General features: G+C 59.1%; 11 protein-coding genes. 2 read left to right on the top strand and 9 right to left on the bottom strand.

The window, feature by feature from the left end:
- Positions 1-13: 13 nt before the first annotated feature.
- Both Q7T36_RS13750 and Q7T36_RS13755 read right to left on the bottom strand, forming a co-directional pair.
- The gene (locus Q7T36_RS13750; RefSeq protein ID WP_304849608.1) at positions 14-2326 is read right to left on the bottom strand and encodes a hypothetical protein; all 2313 of its coding nucleotides are present in this window, start codon (positions 2324-2326) and stop codon (positions 14-16) included.
- 84 nt (positions 2327-2410) lie between these two features.
- A complete protein-coding gene (locus Q7T36_RS13755; RefSeq protein ID WP_304849611.1) occupies positions 2411-2788 on the bottom strand; it encodes a hypothetical protein in 378 nt (125 codons plus the stop codon).
- A gap of 76 nt (positions 2789-2864) precedes the next feature.
- On the opposite strand from Q7T36_RS13755, the gene Q7T36_RS13760 reads away from it, so the two are divergent.
- Together Q7T36_RS13760 and Q7T36_RS13765 are read left to right on the top strand one after the other, a co-directional pair.
- Positions 2865-3680: a peptidoglycan DD-metalloendopeptidase family protein gene (locus tag Q7T36_RS13760; RefSeq protein ID WP_304849614.1), complete on the top strand. Its 816-nt coding sequence runs from the start codon at positions 2865-2867 to the stop codon at positions 3678-3680.
- Positions 3677-4333: a 4'-phosphopantetheinyl transferase superfamily protein gene (locus Q7T36_RS13765; RefSeq protein WP_304849617.1), complete on the top strand. Its 657-nt coding sequence runs from the start codon at positions 3677-3679 to the stop codon at positions 4331-4333. Before Q7T36_RS13760 ends, Q7T36_RS13765 begins: the two co-directional genes overlap by 4 nt.
- On the opposite strand, the gene Q7T36_RS13770 is transcribed toward Q7T36_RS13765, so the two are convergent.
- From Q7T36_RS13770 to hisS, 7 genes are all read right to left on the bottom strand, one after another.
- Entirely contained in the window at positions 4322-6211 is a 1890-nt protein-coding gene (locus Q7T36_RS13770) for a response regulator (RefSeq protein WP_304849620.1), read from the bottom strand. The two genes, Q7T36_RS13765 and Q7T36_RS13770, sit on opposite strands and share 12 nt — an antisense overlap.
- Positions 6202-7047: a hypothetical protein gene (locus Q7T36_RS13775; RefSeq protein ID WP_304849623.1), complete on the bottom strand. Its 846-nt coding sequence runs from the start codon at positions 7045-7047 to the stop codon at positions 6202-6204. Before Q7T36_RS13775 ends, Q7T36_RS13770 begins: the two co-directional genes overlap by 10 nt.
- 69 nt (positions 7048-7116) lie before the next feature.
- Complete coding sequence (locus Q7T36_RS13780) at positions 7117-9216, bottom strand: TonB-dependent siderophore receptor (RefSeq protein WP_304849626.1); 2100 nt, start codon at positions 9214-9216, stop codon at positions 7117-7119.
- 22 nt (positions 9217-9238) lie between these two features.
- Positions 9239-10648, bottom strand: a complete 1410-nt coding sequence (der, locus tag Q7T36_RS13785) for a ribosome biogenesis GTPase Der (protein ID WP_304849629.1) — start codon at positions 10646-10648, stop codon at positions 9239-9241.
- A 127-nt stretch (positions 10649-10775) separates the two neighbouring features.
- Positions 10776-11927 carry an outer membrane protein assembly factor BamB gene (gene bamB, locus Q7T36_RS13790; RefSeq protein ID WP_304849632.1) on the bottom strand — a complete coding sequence of 384 codons (1152 nt, stop codon included), beginning with the start codon at positions 11925-11927 and terminating at the stop codon, positions 10776-10778.
- 3 nt (positions 11928-11930) lie between these two features.
- Entirely contained in the window at positions 11931-12632 is a 702-nt protein-coding gene (locus Q7T36_RS13795) for a tetratricopeptide repeat protein (RefSeq protein WP_304849636.1), read from the bottom strand.
- Positions 12629-13933: a histidine--tRNA ligase gene (hisS, locus tag Q7T36_RS13800; protein ID WP_304849639.1), complete on the bottom strand. Its 1305-nt coding sequence runs from the start codon at positions 13931-13933 to the stop codon at positions 12629-12631. Before hisS ends, Q7T36_RS13795 begins: the two co-directional genes overlap by 4 nt.
- Between the last annotated feature and the right edge of the window lie 4 nt (positions 13934-13937).

Below are 13937 nucleotides of genomic sequence, written 5' to 3' on the forward strand. Positions count from 1 at the left end.
GGGGCCGGGGGCGTTACGGAGCTGTGCAGCTGCTTCCAGCGCCGATCGGCAGGCACATGCCGTTGGATTTCAGGAAGCTGACCATCTGCTTTTGCATTTCAACGGTGACGTTATAAGCCTCCAATTTCTCGACGCCCGTCGCTGTGGCACTAACTGGACTTGGATCAAGCAACGAACCATGACGACCACTGTTGAACTGCACCCACAAACCCAGATTGGCGCCCAATACCGGAGCACGGGCTGTGGTGCTGCCGTTAACCGGCGGACTGACCAAGTCCAAGCCCATCAGTTTGGCCATGGGCTCGGTGCCGCTCAGGAATCCTGTCTGGGAGACCTTGTCTTGTCCAACGACAGTAGGCCCTGCTACTGCCTTGTTGGGAACCGTGTCATCATTAAGCAACTCTGTCAGCAGGACAGGATGGTTGGCGCGCGCCAGCGCGGCATAATTGACCGGATCTGCGCTGTCCACCACAGTTTGAGCCAAGCGCAGGAATGTCTCAAAATCGTCCGTCCCCTCCACGACTCCCTTGGACTTTAGCCCGAAAGCAATCTGAGGACCATACCAGGAGGATGCATCCAGTAACTTGCCGATACCGCCGCCAGTGACAGACATCGCAGCAGCATCCGTCACCTTGAGCGCACCTCGGTCGACCCCCAGGAAAACACCGCCCACAATGCCACCCAATGAGATTGAGGCAAAACGAACCTGGCTCATGTTGATATCGGGCGTGCCGTCCTGATTCAGGTCCAGGTTAGCCAGACTCTTGCGCAGGGTCAGCAGGTCAGAAACGCCCTGCCGCAGGTTGTCACGGCTGGTAATGGGACTGCCGATCTTGATGAAGTGAGCACCGGAGGTGTCGGTCTTGCTATCACCAACAACTGCACCTTCATTATTGGTCAACACCGTTTCATAATCTGCCGGAACAGCCATCACAGGATCGGGATCAGGAACCGCGTTGCGCCCGGTATCCAGGTCAAATGTCCGTTCATCGGCCATCAGGCCAGCCGCAGGCGACCCGGTAAAAAAGGCGTTCTTATAAAGCCCCTCAGTCGGTAATTGCCCGTGCAACGGCAAGTCAATGGCCACGGCCACAAAACCCGCTTTGGCCAGAGCCGGAGCCAAGGCCAACAGGTCGGCGCGGCTCCGGGTAATCCCGTGCTGGAAAATGACCACCGGCCAACCGCCCGCCGGTCGGGTGTAGCCAGATGCGGCATTAGGCACAGTCACCAGCATCGGAATCTTCTGGTCGGTCCGCTTCACCGGCATCGGGAAGCAGTTGGTGGTGCTGGCGCTGGGAGAGGCTGCAAAATTGCTGCACTTGGTGGCGCCCAGATGCATGGCATCGCCGTCAATCCCGGCCGCATCGGCCGCCCAATAGGATGTCAGCGGTTCAGCGCTATGGATATTTCCTCCGGAAGTCTTCTGGTAGGACGGTACAACGGTGAAACCGGCGTAGACATCAGCGAAGCTGCCATCTTCACCGATTGCGGGCAACAGGTCCTTGACCGTCTTGCCGAGAGGCGCTGCGGCAATGGGCTGCGCCTCCGCCGAGGCTGCCAGCCGGTCAAGCGTCTTATTGATGCTCTGCGTAGTGAAACTGTAAGCCAGCGCCAGATCGGCGGCCTTGACCTTGCCAAATGTTGTGAGATACGCCACAGCAGGACTGATCAACTTGGCGCGCAAGGCTTCAAGTGTTGCCTTTTGGGTGGCGGAGTACCTGGCCAGAACCGGATCTTTCTGGCTGGCAATGGGGGTACTGCTGGACAGGATCGGGTACATCTGGCTGGGCATCACATTGCCGCCGGTCAAGGTCTTCACTCCCCGCTTCAACCCCACCAGATACGTGGTGGACGGCGCCAACGGCTTCAGCGGCTCTATCAGGATGCGGGTGCGCTGGCGGTTGAGGGCAATGCCGGTCTTATCCGGGACCGTGGCCGCCTGCACCTTGAAATCGACTCCGGGAACCAGGATTTCCCCGGTAGCACGGTTGACGATCACCAGGTTGGGCTCCACCGTCGCCAAATCCACGAAACCAAAGATGTCGATAAAAGAAGAGGCCGTGGTGGAAAAGCCATCCAGCAGATTGGCTTGCGTCACCAGGGGATTGCCTGAAGGATTGGGAATATTCAATGTCGGCATGGTGTTACCGGCAAACAACCCGTCAAAGGGAAAAGGTATCACGGTATTGTTGCCGGGCAAGGGAACCGGATCAAAGCCCACCACCACATCCACTTTCCCGGTTTCGCTCTCGGAATCCTCGAAACAGCCCGTCAATATCAGGGAAACCGACAGCATGGCCGCTGTCAGGCGTGTTGTTTTCATCATTTGCCCCACTCCGTTCTTATTATTAACTTGTCGGTTATAGCCGTTTGTCAGACCCTTAGCAACGGAACATCTGTGACCGGAATGTCAACGGCGGGGATCCGGCACTTTGCCATCCAGGACCATCTGCATCTGTTTCTCCCGAAACTCCAGTTGTTTGGCCTGCATCTCCTTACCAAACTCTTGCAATGACAGGTCGCCGCTTTTTTCGGGAGGTGCCTTTGCCTGCGTCTTGACCGGCGTCAGCGGTGTTATACGGGAGGTATCCACCACGACCACACCGGCTCCGGGGCTGCCTGCCCGATCACTGAAGCTGGTGTTGCCCTCACTGTTTTTCCATTGAAACAGTCTTGTTTTTGTAACCTCCGCGCCTTCCCAGCGCTGCCGGATGTCACCCCGATACCACCAGGCCACGATTAGGCCACATATCAGTATTCCCATAAATATCTTGAACGGACCTGCCATTATTTTCTCCAAAACACCCGCATATCAGTAAAATGAAGCATAGCATCCAACCTCTATCATGGCCCTGCCTGCGCTTATGAAAATACTGCTGACCGGCCTGCTCGCCGCCTGCTCCGCCTCAATCGCCGCCCCCTTGCCGCCGGATAACCGTGTTCCAGGCGGCATTGCGGTCATCCCCTTACCGGAATACCTGTCTGAAAATGTCAGCGTCCGCTTCAATGACATGGACGTCCCGGTCATGACCACGGGCCGGGAACGGGTCGCGGTTGTCGGCATACCTCTTTCCAGCAAGGCCGGGGAACAGTTGCTGGAACTCAGGGAGGCATCAGCTTCCGACTCACTGCCCTTTCGGGTGGAAAGCAAAAGCTACCCCGAACAGCACATCACTCTGAAAACACAGGAGCACGTCAATCCCTCACCGGAGCAACTGGCCCGATACGAGCGGGAAGCCGCCGAACAAAATGCCGTCTACCGCCGCTTTACACCCGGAGCGAAGGAGTGGCCTGTTTTCAGCCTACCCGGCCGGGGGCCATTCAGCAGCCCCTTCGGCTTGAAACGCTTCTTTAACGGTGAGCCGCGCAACCCGCATGCGGGTCTGGACATCGCCCTGCCGGAAGGCGCTCCGGCGCTGGCTCCGGCGGATGCAGTGGTCGCCGGGACCGGCGACTACTTTTTTAATGGCCGGACGGTGATGCTGGACCATGGCAACGGCATCATTTCCATGCTGTGCCACCTGAGCAGAATCAGCGTCGTTCCGGGACAAACCCTCAAGCGTGGGGAACGTATTGGCCTTGTCGGCCAGACCGGGCGCGCCACCGGGCCGCACCTGCACTGGACCGTCAGTATCAACAACGCCCGTATTGACCCGCTGTTACTGGCGCCGACGCCTTGACCACCGGGTTGGCAGCCGGGGTTGCGATCATAGACTGGGATGCGGCGGAGCTGGATCGCCGCACCGATGCCCTGCCTGCATTCCTGCAACAACAAGCCGCCGAGCGCCGCTCAGCAGAGCGCCGGACGGGATTTGTCGCCAGTCGCTGGTTGCTGGCTGAAACCTTTGCTTACCTGCCGGGCGTCAACGGCCGGTCGCCCTGGCCGTTTCTGGGCAATTGCGGCAGTCAAGGGCTGAACTGGAGTGTCAGCCATACCGGCGGCCTGGTTGCCTGCCTGTGGTCGCGCCAAGGTGCGTGCGGCATTGATATTGAAAAGACGGACCGACCCCTGCAGGCGCTGTCCGTCGCCAGACGCTATTTCCCGGCGTCTGAACTGGCCTGGCTGGAAGCACTGCCCGCCCTTGAAAGGGACGCGGTATTCCTGGACCTGTGGACCCGAAAAGAAGCCTGCCTGAAGGCCATGGAACTGGGCATTGCCGGTCATCTGTCCGATATCGAATTCCGGCCGGACAGCCTGCGCCCTATCAGCCTGCCCCCCGTCTATAGCGGCCCGCCCCTGCAACTGCACACCTGGAAGAGCCCGCGATGGCGGCTGGCCGCTGCCTGGCATGGCGAAACCGGTGAAGTCCGGCTGATCCAGTCACGGCTCTAACCAGGCGCCCAGCAGCATTTCAAGTTGCTGGCGGCGGAAAGGCTTGCCCAGCACCGAATCCATGCCCGCCTCCAGACAGGCCGATTCATTATCCGGGCTGGCATTGGCGGTCAAGGCAATGATGGGTATCCGCCGATCGCGCTCCTGATTGCGCCACAAACGCGTCGCCTCATAACCGTCCATCACCGGCATCTGGCAATCCATCAGCACCAGATCGATACCGCCGGACTGCATGCATTCCAGCGCCTCCTTACCGTTATTGGCGGTCATCACGGCGCAACCGGCTGCCTTGAGCATGGCTTCGGCAACCTTGCGGTTAGCCGGATTGTCATCCACCACCAGCACCCGGGCGTCGAACGCCGACTTGCGTGCCGCCTTGTCGGACTCCCCCGGATCACTCTGGTGTTCAAGACAAACCGGCAACGCCACTTCAAAACAGAAACAGGAGCCCACCAGCGGTTCGCTTTCAACCCGCAAGTCTCCCTGCATCAACCGGGTCAAACGGCTGGCAATACTCAGCCCCAGCCCCGCTCCGCCAAATCGGCGGCTGTGGGAACGGTCCACCTGCATGAAGGGCTCAAAAATATGCGGCAAGGTCTGGGGGCTGATGCCGATGCCGGTATCAAAAACCTCGCATAACAAATGTGCCTGTGAGTCATTGAAAGGATTGATGCGCATCCGCACCCCGACCCGGCCCTTTTCCGTGAATTTGATGGCGTTATCCAGCAACTTGCGAAGAATCTGGCTGATACGCATCTCATCTCCTTTCAACCACAACTGCGACTGCCCTTCCAGGATGACATCCAGATCCAGCCCCTTGGTCAGCGCATCCGGCAGACAAGCCGATCGCAGCGACTCCAGCAACGCCCGCGGACTGAAAGCCCGGTGCTGCAAGGTCAATCGCCCTTCCTCCAGCCGCGAATAATCCAGCACGTCGTCCAGCAACCGGCGCAAATCGGACGAAGCCTGGGCAGCCAGTTCGGCATACTCACGATCTTCGTCTTTCAGCGCTCCGGAATTGAGCAGTTGCAGGCTGCCCATGATGGCGTTCAGCGGTGTCCTCAGTTCGTGGCTCATCATGGCGAGGAATTCGCTCTTGGCCTGATTGGCATTGGCCGCCTGAGTCCGGGAACCGATCAGCTCCTCAGTGTATTTCATCTGCACCGAGCGGTGCTCTTCCAACATGGCGGCCAACAGATTCAGGTGATATGCCAGCACCCCCAGCTCTCCTTCCTGGCGGATAGCCACCCTTGTTTCGTAGTGGCGGTTCTTGAGCGCGCCGACCATGCCGATGATGGAGCGCAGCGGACGCTCCAAGTCACCGGCCATGAAGAAACCCAGAACTGCAATCGGTATCAATGCCGCCAGTCCCAACAGGAAACTGTTGATGAATATCCCCCTGTCTTTTTCCAGTTGGTAGCGGCTGCTGACACCAATTTCGACGTAACCCAGCACTTGGCTGGCGGCGCTTTCCTGTCCGGATACCAGCCAGTCCTGGCTGTCCAGCGCCAAGCTTTGCTGCTTGATGACGGCTTGGTATAAATGCCGGTCCGTCACGGGTTCTGCCTTGGCTGGTTGCCGATCCAGCAAGACCCGGTTCTCACCATCAAGAATGCGAACAGAGACGACCCCGGGCTGAGTCAGCAGGCTGCCGACCTGACCTTCGAGACTATCCAGGTTTCCGGAAATGACGGCATAGTCGGCCGATGCCGCCAACTGCGACGCCATGAGCACCCCGGACTGCTCGTGTTCATGCCGCGCATCCTGCAAACGTACATGCACATGGAACGCCAGCACCATGCACAACATCAGGAAGGCGGGTAACAACGCCAGCACCAGCGTACGCCGCCTCAGGCTCCAGCGTGACATCAGGGCCATGTCGGCAACTCCTCGAAACGCAACAGCCGTTCCAGTTCATTGACGGCCGGAACCGTTAGCCCCAGCGACCTGGCCACCTGGGCATTCAGGCTGACACTGAACTGCTTGAGCCGGTAGGGAGCGGGCAATCGTTCATTCCTTGAGAAGTAACGGAGGCTTTGCGCTACAGCCTCGGCAATCCTGGCCGGTGGCGCATACAGTGAGGCCAGCGACCCGGCGCGGACAAAAGCCGGACCCGGACCGATCAATACCCGGTTTTGCCGGTAGGCAGCCAGCAGGATCAGCCGGATAGTGTCGCGGTTATAAATCGTGACGTCCGGTTGCGCCAGCAGGACATCGCAGTGGGTTGCCAGTTCGGCAATCTGCCGCGCCAGACGCGCCGGGTCGGCCTCGACAATGCGGACATCAATGGATTGGGCGGCGGCATACTGCTTGAATACCCGGAGCCATGACTGATCTTCCGAACGATTGCCGACCAGCATGCCGATGCGGTTGGTAGCGGGCAACAAGTAGCGGGTCAGGGAAAGCTGGGCGGCTAGACTGGGCGACCAATAAACTGCGCCATCGGACTTTTGCAGCGGCACGGAGGATGGCGTCGGGTCCAGCAGCAGCACCGGCGGACGTTTCTCTGGGAGCGAACGCAGTACATCCGCACCGATAATAATCGCCAGATCGGCTTTTTCGAGCGAGTCTACGGCTGTCAGCGCCAATTCCTCGCCGACGTCCTTCACCAGTAAAGACTGTAATTCCGAAATTTCCCGGGGATCCGTCCCCTTCAGGAACAGTTTGAGCTCAGCCTGTGCACTGCAAGCCAGCAGCAAACACAGTGCCGCCATGAGCCCTCTTATCCAGCGTCCTTTTCCGAGCACCATCCTGTGTGCCTCCGGCAGCCTCACAACTGTGGCTTATAGGAAATGATAGTTCAATCCGATCCATGCCCGATGCGGTTCGGGGCCGTTTTCAAGCCTCAACTCAGGGTCGCGTGAAAACCTTTTTTGCAGGGTCCCGGTCAAGTTCAGATACTGTCCACCAGGCAGGTTTAACCGATGCGTCAGCTGCAAGTCAAGCCGATCCCAGAAAAACGTTTTTGCCCGCAGATCATTATAGAAGTAATAGGTTGAACCAAACTTCCAACCTTGTCCTTTATCCTGCCACCACGCCACGCTGCCGGAATGTTGGGGCACAAAATTGGTATTATCCAATTCGATGGGGGCATCAATATTCAGATACGCATAGTTGGCCTGGAAACGATGGCCGGGAAACGGTCGCCAATCGAACGCCGCCTCTGTACCTTCCATCATGTATTTTTTGTTGGGCGCGATATTGAAGTTATCAATTTCAAGATCATGCTCGGCCAACAGCATATGATCACGGAACAAGCGAAGATCAACAGTCAGATGCAGATCATCAAACCGGGCATAATAGCCCAGCTCTCTGGACACGATCTCCTCTGCCGGAGCGTTGCCCGTAGCAATGCCACGCTGATAAAAAATTCCGTTATACCCCGACTCGGCCGGATCCACGGCTTCTCCGCGATATTGCCAGTAAGCCCGGTTTTCCAGAATGTCCGGTGAGCGAATGGCTTCGGAATAAATCATCCTCACGGTCTGGTTATCGGCAACACGCCAGTTAAGGGCGTAGCGGGGAGTGAAGTATCGATCAGCCACCCCATCATCCTCCAGGCTGCCACCCACGTTCAACAACCATTGGGTGGAGAAACGCCATTCCACATGTGCAAAGCCGCCGAATACCGTATTGGTCACCGTCCCGTCCAGGAACGACCTGGAGGCAACATCCGCATAGTCAAATGTCAGGCCGGCTACGCCACGCAGCGTCGGTGACATAACCATGGTGTCGCTGACCTCAAGCTCGGTGCGGGTTTCATCAATATCATGGACCGCATTAATGGCAATCGGATCTGTTAACGCCGGATTCGCCGCCAACTCCGCCTGCAAGACACCAATAAACGGCATGTCAGCCGCGCCGCAACCGGTGGTCTTTCCGCGGAGAACGGCATTGGCGCAAGTCCGGTTCTGATCATAAAGCGCCATCAGACTGGGCCTGAAGACCACCGGCGGAAAGCTCATTAGCCATGGCTCGTGCCGGGAGAATCGTGATTGGCTGGCCTGCACCTTCAAACGGTGTGCGGCATTCAGCTCACTTTCCCAGGCCAGGGTCAGGTAACTGTTTTCCCGTTCGGCCACCGGCGGCTCAATATAGAGGGAGGAGCGATACTGTAACTGGGAGTCCATGCGTGCAATCCCGAACGAGACATCCAGTGAACTGTCGCCGTCCGGCGTCCAGACCGCGCGGCCATACACCGAATCGGTGGACTTGCTGTCGGTATAGTCCGCATTTTTATTGCGCCGGTTATATCGGTACCCATCATCAGCCCGGCCAGCCGCCGTCAACCGCCAGTCCAGGGCGCCAGTTCGTCGCCCCAAGCGAACCCGGTAATCCTCAATGCCGTTTTCACCGCGCATGTAGGAAGCATCCCCGCCTTGTGAGTCGGCGGGATGGCGGGTAATGATATTGATGACGCCAAAGAAACTGTTGACGCCATAAGCCGCCGAGTTGGGGCCGCGCGTCACCTCAATACGCTCAATATCATCCAGCTCCAGCGGCAGGCCAACCCAGTCCACCGAGGCCAGTAGCGGCTGGTAGAAGGAACGGCCGTCGATCAACACTTGCATCCGCCGCGCCAAATCCGCCGAGGTGCCATGCTGGCTGACAAACGCTTCGGAGGAACTCTCATAACCGACCACCATGCCGGGAACCAGGCGCAGCAATTCAGGAAGTTCACGGACACCGGTCAACTCAATCATCTGCCGGTCGATAATGGTCACGGAGGCCGGTGTATCCGCCAGCGATTGGCGCAGGCGGGTGGCGGACAATACGACAGGAATGTCGCTGTCGCCGTCAGCGCCGAACATATCTCCGGCGCTGGCATCCACAGGGTGGGTAACGGTCAATACCATCAGTGCCAGGACACTGGGATTACGCATAGATGAGGCCTCAGGCTTCTGATTATTTTTTCCCTTTGCTTTCCCGGCGCTTCTTGTCCTCGCTGAAACGCCGCCGCTGCACGATTTTACTGTCCTTGATTTCGCTGGGACGATCCTTGAAAGGATTATCACTGGTCCGGAATTCCAGCCGGATGGGCGTCCCCTCCATTTTTAACACTTTCCGGAAGACGTTTTCCAGATAACGCTTATAATCTTTAGATATCGAATCAGTCTGATTGCCATGAATCACGAACAGCGGCGGTGTCTGCCCCCCCATGTGGGCGTAGCGCAGCTTGATGCGCCGTCCATGAACCAGCGGCGGCTGGTGTGACTCCACCGCATCCTGCAGAATTTGCGTCAGACGGTGCGTATTCACCTTCAGCGTTGATGAATCGAAGGCCCGGCGGATGGAGGGATAGAGGTCGCCAACTCCGGTGCCGTGCAGGGCGGAAATCAGGTGGATCTTGACGTAGGGGATAAAGTCAAAGCGCAAGTGCATGTCCGTCTTCAGTTGGGTGCGGTCATAGTCCGTCATGCCATCCCACTTGTTGATGGCCAGCACTACCGAGCGACCGCTTTCCAGTGCAAAACCCAGCATGTGAAGATCCTGATCCACAATTCCTTCGCGGGCATCGAACACCACCACTACCACATGCGCATCCCGGATCGCCTGCAAGGTCTTGATGACCGAAAATTTCTCCACGGTCTCGTTGACCTTCCCGCGCCGCCGCACCCCGGCGGTATCAATCAGCGTATATTTCTGCCCCATGCGCTCGTAGGGAATATAGATACTGTCGCGGGTGGTACCGGGCATGTCGTATACCACCACCCGCTCTTCACCCAGCATGCGGTTGACCAGCGTTGACTTCCCGACATTAGGACGTCCGACGATGGCGATCTTGATGCCGGTTTCCTCGATCGGTGCATCCTCGGCGTCTTCCGGAAAGGACTCCAGCACATCACTCAGCAACTGGTTGAGGCCGCGGCCGTGGCTGGCCGCCACGGAAAACATGCGCTCCGCCAGGCCCAACCGGTAAAACTCAGCCACAGCGGCTTCTTCATGCAAGCCGTCAATCTTGTTGACCACCAGATAGAACGGCTTGTTCAGTTGCCGCAACTCACCGGCAATCATTTCATCGGAACCGAGCAGTCCGGCGCGTGCATCCACTACAAACAGCACGATATCCGCTTCCTGAATCGCGGTGCGCGCCTGCTCAGCCATGTACGAGTCAATGCCCTCGTCGCTTTCGCCCAAACCGCCGGTATCTATGACGATGAACGATTTGTTTTCGTGCACGGCATCGCCGTACTGACGGTCACGGGTCAGCCCGGGCATATCGGCCACCAGCGCATTCCGGGTACGGGTAAACTGGTTGAACAGCGTGGATTTGCCCACATTGGGGCGGCCGATGAGGGCGATAACGGGCTTCATGAAGATATCTCGACACCAAAAACGACATATCCGGCCTGAGCCGGACATAGTCTGAACAACACTATAATAAGGGAATGATAGCAGAGCGGGAGGCTACCGTGCCCTGTAGCCCCGGATTTCCGTCCGACTAGGGGGCTACCGCCGGCAAAACCCAGGACGAGGTGACGCCGCGATCGGTTGAAACCAGCAACCGCTCACCCATCACCTGCAGGGATACGACAGCGCCACGAGTGCGGGCGCGACCCAGTACCTTGCCGTCCGCCTGTGAAAACAGATGGATATAGCCTTCGGCATCACCCACGGCCAGCACACCGGCGACGACTGCCGGGGCGCTCAGCCCCCTGCCTTTCAGCGCGTCCTGACGCCAGACCGCCTTGCCGCTGGCGGCATCCACCGCGACCAGCACACCATCCGCCTCGGCCACATAGACATTGCCCAAGCCTTCAGCCAGTGACTGCAACGTGGATACCGGGTATTCCCAAACGGTTTCCGGGCGGTCACGCAGATCAAAAGCGGCCAGCTGTCCCTGATAACCGCCCACATACAGCTTCTCATCGAAGGTCAGCAGCATGTCACCGTCAATATCGGTGAGGCGTTCGATCTCGGTGCGGCCCTGGGGAGTGGCCAACTGGCTTTCCCAACGGCCCGCCCCGGTTTTCAGGTCCAGGGCAACAATCTTTCCGGCTGCCGAGGCGGCAATCACCAGATCACCGGCAATCAGCGGCATGGCATAACCCCGCACGGACAGCGCCGGCATGGGCAGGTCATAAGACCAGAGCAGATTGCCGGTCGCGGCTTCCAGCACATGCAACCGGCCATCCTGGGTCTGGACAACCACATGGCCGGCATCCAGCGCGGCCGGCGCCAGAATGGCGGCAGAGAGGCGCTTTTTCCAGACCGGCAGACCATCGTCCACCCCGAAGGCAGCCAGATCACCTTCAGCGGTGCCGGCGAACACCCGTCCGTAACCGGCGGTCAGCCCTCCGGAAACCGGCAAGCCGGTACGCTGCTCCCAGACTGTCTTCCCGGCATCATCCAGCGCGTGCAGTACACCCTTGGCTCCCGCAACCAGTACACGGTTGCCGGCAATCGCCGGACGCAACCGGCTCAGGTCCGCCATCACCGGCGCACCCGAACTGACCGACCAGACCCGGTCGGCCGACAGCGACTGACCCGGCAAATCAGGCAAGGGCGAGGGCTTTACCTTGACCGGGGCGGAACCGCAGCCCGAAAACAACAGCGCCGTTAACGCCGCACACGCCAGCAAATGGACTCTCACGCATCAAGCTCCCTTTTCCTCAAGCACCGGTGACGGCCGCTTGATTTCCGGAGCCTCGACACCGACATCGGCCAGCTTGGCGTCCAGCAACGGACGCGGCTCCTGACGCTTGACCAGCTCATCCACTGCGGCCTGATAAGCCTTGCGCGCACCGGCGATGTCGCCGGAAGCATGCAGGATGTCGCCACGCAACTCTTCACGACTGGGCGTGAATGCCGGGGTCTTTTCCTGATCCAGCAACGCCAGCGCGCCTTTGGAGTCGCCTTTATCCGCCAGCACCCGCGCCAATCGCAGCGTGGTCAGCGCCAGCATGCCGGCATCGGTTTTTTTCTGATCCAGCACCCAGCGCAAATGCTTTTCGGCCTCCTTGAGGTCGCCGACGTCCATGCCGCGCTTGGCCAGCAACAACGCGGTTGTCGCTGCGTAGCCGGTTCCGGGGTGATCCTGGATCACCTTCAGGGCCTGACGCTGCAAGTCGGCATTGGCCGTTTTATCCGCCGGATCCGTCGCCAACTTGCCCGCTGCTTCCAGCGCTGCCTGATAGCCGCCGGAGGCGGCGGCAGACGCCTCGAATTGTGACTGCTGCCAGAAGCGCCAGCCGGCGAACACGGCCAGGGCCAGGCTGATTCCGACCAGAATGGGAGTCCCGTAGTCTTGCCAGAAACGTTTTAGTTGTTCTACCTGTTCTTCTTCACTGTAACTCACGAATTTGCTCCCAGACCCTGTTTGAGATGATCGGCCAGTTCTTCACGGCCGACAGTAAGCTGTTCCCCGCGCTGCAGCCACTTGACGGTGACAGTTCCGGCAGCCACTTCGTCCTCGCCCAACACCAGCGCCACGCGGGCGCCGGTCTTATCGGCTTTCTTGAATTGCGCCTTGAAGCCGCCGCTGCCGCAGTGCGTGACAATACGCATTTCCGGAAGGGAGTTCCTTAGCGTTTCTGCTAACAGCAATCCGGCCTGACGGGCATCGTCACCGGTAACTACATATATATCGGCTTCCGCCGTATCGGTGCGCGGAATCATGGCTTCGAGCAGCAGCACAAGCCGTTCAAGACCAATGGCAAAACCCACGGCCGGAGTCGCCTGTCCGCCCAATTGCGCCACCAGACCGTCGTAACGTCCGCCGGCGCAAACCGTGCCCTGTGCGCCAAGGGCTGTCGTGGTCCATTCAAAGACGGTCTTGTTGTAGTAATCCAGACCGCGCACCAAACGCGGGTTGCGGACATAAGGTATTCCGGCGGCATCCAGCGCGGCGGTCAAGGCCGCGAGGTGGTCGCGGGAGCCTTCATCAAGATAGTCCGGCAGTTGGGGGGCATTGGCCAAGACGGCTTGCGTACCGGCATGCTTGCTGTCGAGAACCCGCAACGGGTTAGTGTCAAGACGGCGCTTTGAGTCTTCATCCAGACAGTCAAGGTGCGCGCGCAGGTATTCGACCAGCGCGGCGCGGTAGGCATGTCGCGCCTCAGGCTCACCCAGCGAATTCAGCTCCAGTTGCACCGCGTTTTCCAGACCCAGCAGCTTCCACAACCGGGCGGTCATCAGGATCAGCTCGGCGTCAATATCGGGGCCGGTCATGCCGAAGGTTTCCACGCCGAACTGGTGGAACTGGCGGTAGCGGCCCTTTTGCGGCTTCTCGTAGCGGAACATGGGGCCGGTGTACCACAGACGCTGAGTCTGGTTATAGGTGAGGCCGTGCTCCAGGCAGGCGCGTACGCAACCGGCGGTGCCTTCCGGACGCAGGGTCAGCGATTCGGCCGGCGTGCCGCGATCCATGAAGGAGTACATTTCCTTCTCAACGATATCGGTGACGGCGCCAATGGCGCGGGCAAACAGCGGCGTGCTTTCCACCACCGGCAGGCGGATTTCGCCATAACCGTACTGCTGCATCAGGCCACGCAACACCTGTTCAACCTGTTGCCAGCGGCCGGTGGTGATCGGGTTATCCTTGACCGGCACCGGCAGGATATCGTTCATGCCGCGAATGGCGGTAATTCGGGAAGACATTAAT

Source organism: Fluviicoccus sp. (assembly GCF_030646115.1).
GTDB lineage: Bacteria > Pseudomonadota > Gammaproteobacteria > Pseudomonadales > Moraxellaceae > Fluviicoccus.

Bases quoted from the DNA above. Each gene is read 5' to 3' on its own strand.
- Q7T36_RS13760 (WP_304849614.1), top strand. From the start codon at position 2,865: ATGAAAATACTGCTGACCGGCCTGCTCGCCGCCTGCTCCGCCTCAATC.
- Q7T36_RS13770 (WP_304849620.1), bottom strand. From the start codon at position 6,211: ATGGCCCTGATGTCACGCTGGAGCCTGAGGCGGCGTACGCTGGTGCTG.
- Q7T36_RS13775 (WP_304849623.1), bottom strand. From the start codon at position 7,047: ATGGCGGCACTGTGTTTGCTGCTGGCTTGCAGTGCACAGGCTGAGCTC.
- Q7T36_RS13755 (WP_304849611.1), bottom strand. From the start codon at position 2,788: ATGGCAGGTCCGTTCAAGATATTTATGGGAATACTGATATGTGGCCTA.
- hisS (WP_304849639.1), bottom strand. From the start codon at position 13,933: ATGTCTTCCCGAATTACCGCCATTCGCGGCATGAACGATATCCTGCCG.
- Q7T36_RS13780 (WP_304849626.1), bottom strand. From the start codon at position 9,216: ATGCGTAATCCCAGTGTCCTGGCACTGATGGTATTGACCGTTACCCAC.
- Q7T36_RS13750 (WP_304849608.1), bottom strand. From the start codon at position 2,326: ATGATGAAAACAACACGCCTGACAGCGGCCATGCTGTCGGTTTCCCTG.
- der (WP_304849629.1), bottom strand. From the start codon at position 10,648: ATGAAGCCCGTTATCGCCCTCATCGGCCGCCCCAATGTGGGCAAATCC.